The organism is Micrococcus sp. LASM2_SD2 (assembly GCF_057364565.1).
The window spans coordinates 1-6,622 of sequence record NZ_JBNFOB010000126.1 but is presented as its reverse complement, the minus strand read 5'-3'; the positions used below and the strand labels follow the sequence as shown (position 1 = coordinate 6,622).

Genomic DNA, 6,622 nt, shown 5'->3' with positions numbered 1-6,622 from the left:
CGCCGCCGGCCCAGATCAGCGGCCGGCGGGCCTCGCGCAGCACCGCGGCGGCACGCTCCACGTCCCGGTGGGCCCCGGTGCGCACGCTCTCGGTGCGCTCGGCGACCTTGTTCTGGGCGTCCGGCTTGGCCAGGTACTGCAGATCGATCGGCCAGTCCACGCTGACAGGCCCCTGCGGAGCGGTCAGGGCCAGGTGCACGGCCTCCGTCAGCACCGGCAGGGCCTGGCCCACGGTCTCCACCCGGAGGGCATGGGCGCTGACGGCCTGGAGCATCTGCATCTGACGGGGGACCTCATGGTAGGCGCCCTTGCCCTCTCCGATCAGGTCCGCGTTGATGTTGCCGGTGATGTGCAGGACCCGGCTCGAGGCGGCCATGGCCTCGAGCATCGCGCCGGCGGCGTTGCCGGCGCCCGTGCCCGTGGAGGTCAGGGCGACCCCGAGGCCGCCAGTGGCCCGGGCGTAGCCGTCCGCGGCGTTCACCGCGGCGGCCTCGTGCCGGACCGGGACAAACCGCAGCTCCCGGTCCACGGCCTCCACCAGCGGCAGGTTGTGGATGCTGACCACGCCGAAGGCCACCTCGACCCCCGCGGCGCGCATCACCTCGACCAGGACGTCGCCGCCGTTCACCTGGTCCGGGGTCAGGCTCTCGGTGGGGATCTTGTGGGCCTCGGTGCTGACGTGCGTGCTCTTCGCCATGGGATGTCCTCTCGTTCTCGCGGGGCCGCCGTTGCGCGACCGTTCCGGCGAGCCTAGGCGTCCAGCCCGGGCGCGGTCGACGGCGGCGCTACGCTGAACCCATGAGCAGCCCGCATCCCACCGTCACCACCGGCCTCTTCCTGCTCCTGCTGCAGGAGGACGGACGCCCCGAGGCGCTGGGGCAGTACACCGGGTACGGCCTGGCGGGGGCGATGCTCGCCGACCTCGCCGCCGCCGGACGCGTGGACGTCGCGGACGAGGGACACCTCATCCGGGTCAAGGACGTCACGCCCACCGGGGACCGCCTGCTGGACGAGGGCCTGGCCCGCTTCCTCGGGCACGACGGCAAGCGGGTGTCCATCGCCCTGACCACGATCGGCCGCCGGCTCGAGCACACCGTGGGCGAGTACCTCGCCGAGCGCGGTGTGGTGCAGGTGCAGGAGGGCGGCTGGCTCGGACTCAAGCCCCGCCGCTACCCGGAGGCGGACGGCTCCATGGAGGCGGAGCTGCGCGAGGGCCTCGTGGAGGTCCTGCGCGGAGCCGAGCCCACCCTGCAGCAGCATGCGATGCTCGGACTCGTCAGCGCCCTGGAGATCCCGACCGCCGTCTTCGACCGGAGGGACACCGGCCTGAGCAGCCGTGAGCTCAAGGCCAGGGCGGCCGAGCTGCGCGAGACCGCCGGACCGGCGGTCGACGGTGTCGCCCGGGCCGTGCGCTCGATGCACGCCGCCGTCATGACCGGTGCACTCTCGGCCAACACCGGCGACTGACGGGGCGAGGCGCCGTTTCCGTCCCACCGGTGACCGAGGCGTGGGAAATCCTCTCGGCAGGGTAGGCGCCCCCCGGGCTCCGCAGTAGCGATGTCGCACATCGTTCTACAATCGTTGATCCGGCCCCTACCTGCCGGGCCGTGAGCAGCTCGGCGGGTTCTGGATCATCGAGGCGGACGACGACGCCGCCGAGGCCGTGGCGGAGGCCGCCTCCCGGGTGGTCCGCGGCGCCGTCGAGGCCCGCCCCTTCGCCGGCTGACGCGTCCTGCGGATACGCTGGGGCCGACCCACCGCGCGTGCCCCCGCCGGCACGCCGTCCCCACGAGGAGACTCGTCATGGCCGACCGGCTGCCGCCCTGCCCCTCCTGCTCCGAGGACTTCGCCTACGAGTCCGGTGCACTGCTGACCTGCCCCCTGTGCGGGCACGAGTGGTCCGCCGAGCAGGAGGAGGCGGACCAGACGGAGGCGGGTGCCGTCGTCGTGCGGGACGCCGTGGGGAACGAGCTGCACGACGGCGACGACGTCACGATCGCCAAGGACCTGAAGGTCAAGGGTGGATCCACCGTCAAGGCGGGCACCAAGGTCACGGGCATCCGACTGCTCGAGTACCCGGTGGACGGGCACGACATCTCCGCCAAGGTCCCCGGCCAGGGCGCCATGTACCTGAAGTCCTCCGTGGTCAAGCGGGCCTGACCGCCCCACCGATTCGTCGACGACACCGCACCGGGAGGGCGGGAACCATGCAGAGACGAGACCTGAACGACCTGCAGACTGAGCTGCGCGCCCGCGCGGTGGTGGAGGCCGGCGCACGTCCGCCCCGGACGCACATCGTGCAGCTGGTGTTCCTGCTGCTGTGGCCGGTGCCGATGGTCGGAGGCGCGATGCTGCTGGTCCTCTTCCGGGACCAGCCGACCGTCGCCATCACCGGCGTCGCGCTGCTCGCCGCCGGTCTCCTCCTGCTCGCCGTTGCCCTGCTCCTGCGCCGCCGCGCCCTGAACACGCCGTGGCACATGTGGCGGCTGGACGCCGCGGGGCTGAGCATCGCCAGCGTGGGACCGCTGCCGTGGTCCCACGTCGGCCCCGTCGAGCGCCGCATGGTGCCCGCCGCCTACTCGGACGGGCACGAGCGGGCCTGGGTCCTGCCGCTCACCGGACCCGGCATCGCCTGGGTCGAGGGGCTCGACGACGGCGCCCGCCGGCTCTTCCAGCCCGGCTTCCGGCGTGGCCTGTTCCGCAGGCCGATCGTCTTCGGCGCCGCGCCGTTCGAGCACGTGCGCCTGGTGCCGATGCAGGGAGTGGACTTCGACGACTGGTGCGCGGTGGTGGAGGAAGCGCGGCAGCGGTTCGCCTGAGCACCGGGGACGGGCGGCCCGCCGTTGCCCGCGGGACGCCCTGCCTCCTAGCCTGGTCCGCACGCACGGGCGGACAGTCGCCGCCCGGCGGAGAGGAGCACCCCATGACAGAGCAGCACGGCGACCCGCAGGACCGCACCCGGGGTCCGGAGGACGAGGCCGAGACCGGCGCGGCGGAGGACGTGGCTGCCCAGGGGAACGACCAGCGCTCCGGCGAGCCGTCCCGGTCCGACGCGCGCACCCAGGAGGCCGCACACCGGCAGGACCTCGCCGACCTCGCGGAGTCCGAGGCCGCCGGGAACGAGTCGGCCGCCGCCGTCGGCTCAGGCGTCCAGGAGCCGGGGGCCGGGGACCTGGACACGGGCCAGGACGAGGCGCCGCGCGGCTTCTGAGCAGGCCCGGACGCCGCGTGGACGCCCGGGCGGGCCACCGGACAGGATGACCGCATGACACCGCGCATCCACGCCTCCGACTTCGCCGGACTCGACCCCCGGACTGCCTACCTGCTTTGGCAGCTGCGCAGCGACGTGTTCGTGGTGGAGCAGGACTGCCCCTACCTGGACCTGGACGGGCGGGACCTGGAGCCGGAGACGGTGCAGCTGTGGGTCGAGGAGGACGGCGCGCCGGTCGCGTGCCTGCGGATCCTCGAGGACGGCGACGTCGCCCGGATCGGCCGCGTGGTGGTCCACCCGGGCCGCCGTGGCCGGGGCCTGGCGGCGGCGCTGCTGGAGGCGGCGCTCCGGCTCATCGGCGACCGGCCGTCCGTGCTGGACGCCCAGGCCCACCTGAGCCGCTGGTACGCCCGCTTCGGCTACCGGAGGGTGGGCGACGACTTCCTCGAGGACGGCATCCTCCACACCCCCATGCGCCGTGGGTCCATCGACTGAGACGGGGTTCTCCGGCAGGTCACGGCCCGGTCACAATATGCTGTGCCGGGCCGGTCGCCCTGGACCCCTGGGGCGGTCGCCTCGCTAGGGTGGTCGAGACTGGGGTCCGCCGCCTGTGCGGCCCCGTTCCGATCACGAGACGGCCCGATTGAGGGGAAGGACCGAGAGATGACGAAGTTCGAGATGACCACTGCCGAGGAGCAGACCGGGCGTCGCCACGGTGCCAAGGCCTGGGCGGCCCTGGGCGTGGCCGCGCTGATGTTTACCGCCGCGTGCAGCGACGGTGGTGGCGAGGGCGCCGGCGGCTCCGAGGGCGAGAACGGCGGCCAGAAGGTCGAGGAGAAGACCGAGGAGAAGACCGAGGACCCCAAGGAGACCCTCCGCGAGGCCCTCAAGGACCAGGAGACCTGGAAGGAGCAGAAGGCCACCTTCTCCGTGGAGGCCTCCGAGGAGCAGCTCCAGGAGATCGTGGACGCCATGGCCGGGGGCGGCGAGATGACCGAGGCCGACCGTAAGTCCGCGGAGGAGGCCATGGACCTCGTCAAGGACATGGCCCTGACCCTGGAGGCGCGCTCCACCACGGACACCGCCCTCGCGGACATGAAGGACCTCAGCGGTGCGGACTGGTCCTTCACCGCCGAGATGGGCGAGGGTCGTGCCGTCCAGATGATGGAGGTCGGCGAGTCCGAGTATTTCCTCCGCGCGGACGTCATGGAGATCATGCGCAGCATGGGCCCGGACGGTGAGTCCACCGCGGACGAGCTCAAGGCCCAGTTCGCCGACGCCCCCGAGGAGTACCAGTGGCTGGTCAAGGGCCTCGAGGGCTCGTGGCTGGCGCTGGACAAGAAGCTCGGCTCGGAGTTCGACAAGGCCGTGGCCGAAGAGGTCGAGCGCATGGAGGACGAGGCCGGCGACCAGAAGCCCGCCGACTTCGCCCTCGAGTACGCGGACGTGGAGAAGACCGGGGACACCACCTATGAGGCGAACATCCGCCTCAAGGAGATGCTCGAGGAGAACCCGGAGCTCATGGAGACCGAGACCTCCGGCACGGACGGCGCCTCCGCCTCCGCCTCCTCTTCCGCCTCCCCGTCCGCCGGCGGCGGCCAGGAGGACATGGACGAGGCCCTGGAGATGATGAACGACAAGCCGTTCCCTATCACCTACACGATCGAGGACGGCAAGGTCACCGCCATGGAGATGGACGTCATGGACATCCTGGACGTCATCGACCCGCCGAAGGACGCCAAGCCGGAGGAGGTTGAGACCTTCGAGAAGGCGCGTGAGACCGAGCTTCCCGTGAAGTCCACCATGTCCGGCGAGGCCGACACCCTCGAGGTCCCGAAGGACGCCGTGCAGGTCACCGAGGAGGACATGAACGCCGTGTTCGGCGGCATATCCGGCTCCACCGGCTCCGGCCCCTCCGGCTCCACCGGCTCCGGGGGCTCCGACTTCTGATCGGCTGACGCACAGACGCTCCGCGACCGCCCCTGAGGCGGATGCGGACCGTGAGGACGACGCCCGGGACCTTCTGGTCCCGGGCCGTCGGCGTCCCCGCACCCGTCCGCTCGGACGCAGGCCGACCGCCGGGTCTCGCGCAGCGGAGTCCGGGGCCGGCTACTTCGCCTCGGCGTAGGACCGCACCGCGGCCACGGTGAGCGGGAAGGTCACCGGAGCGCCGGGGAAGAGGAGACGGCCGGCGGCCTCGGCCGCCTCCGCCACCGCCTCCCCGACGGCGGCGGCCTCCTCCGCAGGGCCGTGCAGCACCACCTCGTCGTGGACGAAGAACACCAGGTCGGTCCCCGGGGCCTTCTGGTGCAGTCGCCGTCGGATCTCGCCCATCCAGCACAGCGCCCACTCCGCGGCGGTGCCCTGCACCACGAAGTTGCGGGTGAAGCGTCCCGCGGTGCGCCGCATGCTCCGAGCGCGGGACTCGGCGGCCTGGGTCTGCCGGTCTGCCACGGTGTCCCGCCAGTCCTGCTCCGGCGGCGGAGACCAGCGGCCGAGCCAGGTGCACACCTGGCCCCCGGACTCGCCGACCGCAGCGGCCCGTTCGAGCAGGCCGATCGCCTGCGGGTACAGGCGGCGCAGGTGGGGGAGCAGGGCGGCGGAGTCCCCGGTGGTGGAACCGTACATGGCGCCCAGCAACGCGACCTTCGCACGGGAACGGTCGTCCAGGGCGGTGCCCCGCGAGCGGCCCTGCTCCGCGACCTCGCGGTACAGGTCCGGGGTGGTGCCGGCCCGGGCCAGCGCCGCGTCCCCGGACATCGCCGCCAGGATCCGGGGTTCCACCTGGGAGGCGTCCGCCACCGTCAGCACGTGGCCGGGGTCGGCCCGCACTGCATCCCGCACCACGGCCGGCACCTGCATGGCACCGCCGCCGTGGGCGGCCCAGCGGCCGGTCACCACGCCGCCCACCAGGTAGCGGGGTCGGAACCGTCCGTCCCGCACCCAGGTGTCCAGCCAGTGCCAGCCGTTCGCCGTGTGCAGCCGCGAACGCGCCTTGTAGTCCAGCAGCGCGGCGAGCATCCTCGCCCGGTCCTGCCTGAGCGCCCCGCCGGAGTCGATCCAGTGCTTGAGGTCCCACTGCCGGGTGGAGTCCACGGTGACGCCGGCCGTCTGCAGGGCCCGCAGCAGCGCGGGTGGCGAGTCCGGGTTCAGCCCCGGGGACCCCAGGTCCCGGGCCACCTGCTCGGCGAGCTCCTGCAGGCGTGCCGGACGCTCTCCCTCGGCCGGGCGCGGGCCGAGCGCGTCGGTGAGCAGGGCGTCGTGGACGTCCGGGTCCCAGGGGAGGCCCGCCGCATGCATCTCCTCGGCGATCAGAGCGCCCTGGGACTCCGCCGTCACCAGCATCCAGAGCCGCTCCGGGCGGGCCGAGCCGCCGATGGCCGCCCGCTGGGCGCGGGTCTCGGCGGCCGA

9 protein-coding genes are annotated in these 6,622 nt (G+C 73.1%); 7 read left to right on the top strand and 2 right to left on the bottom strand.

What is annotated here, in order from left to right; all coding sequences use genetic code 11:
- A partial coding sequence (locus tag AC2W7A_RS07805; RefSeq protein ID WP_485990859.1) for a thiamine pyrophosphate-binding protein occupies positions 1-697 on the bottom strand: 697 nt, incomplete at its 3' end.
- Positions 698-798: 101 nt separating this feature from the next.
- Between AC2W7A_RS07805 and AC2W7A_RS07800 the strand changes: the two genes are divergently transcribed.
- From AC2W7A_RS07800 to AC2W7A_RS07770, 7 genes are all read left to right on the top strand, one after another.
- Positions 799-1,467, top strand: coding sequence for a GOLPH3/VPS74 family protein (locus tag AC2W7A_RS07800; protein WP_485990858.1), 669 nt, complete (start codon positions 799-801; stop codon positions 1,465-1,467).
- A gap of 130 nt (positions 1,468-1,597) precedes the next feature.
- Entirely contained in the window at positions 1,598-1,726 is a 129-nt protein-coding gene (locus AC2W7A_RS07795) for a YciI family protein (RefSeq protein WP_485990860.1), read from the top strand.
- Positions 1,727-1,803: 77 nt separating this feature from the next.
- Positions 1,804-2,160 carry a zinc ribbon domain-containing protein YjdM gene (locus tag AC2W7A_RS07790; RefSeq protein WP_485990857.1) on the top strand — a complete coding sequence of 119 codons (357 nt, stop codon included), beginning with the start codon at positions 1,804-1,806 and terminating at the stop codon, positions 2,158-2,160.
- A gap of 47 nt (positions 2,161-2,207) precedes the next feature.
- Positions 2,208-2,819 (top strand): hypothetical protein, encoded by a 612-nt coding sequence (locus tag AC2W7A_RS07785; RefSeq protein WP_485990856.1) that lies wholly within the window; start codon positions 2,208-2,210, stop codon positions 2,817-2,819.
- Positions 2,820-2,923: 104 nt separating this feature from the next.
- A complete protein-coding gene (locus tag AC2W7A_RS07780) occupies positions 2,924-3,211 on the top strand; it encodes a hypothetical protein (RefSeq protein WP_485990855.1) in 288 nt (95 codons plus the stop codon).
- Between the two features lie 54 nt (positions 3,212-3,265).
- Entirely contained in the window at positions 3,266-3,706 is a 441-nt protein-coding gene (locus tag AC2W7A_RS07775; RefSeq protein ID WP_485990854.1) for a GNAT family N-acetyltransferase, read from the top strand.
- Between the two features lie 168 nt (positions 3,707-3,874).
- Positions 3,875-5,161 (top strand): hypothetical protein, encoded by a 1,287-nt coding sequence (locus AC2W7A_RS07770; protein ID WP_485990853.1) that lies wholly within the window; start codon positions 3,875-3,877, stop codon positions 5,159-5,161.
- Between the two features lie 159 nt (positions 5,162-5,320).
- Here AC2W7A_RS07770 and AC2W7A_RS07765 read toward each other — a convergent pair.
- Positions 5,321-6,622 (bottom strand): bifunctional 3'-5' exonuclease/DNA polymerase (locus tag AC2W7A_RS07765; RefSeq protein WP_485990852.1); only part of this gene is annotated, 1,302 nt, incomplete at its 5' end.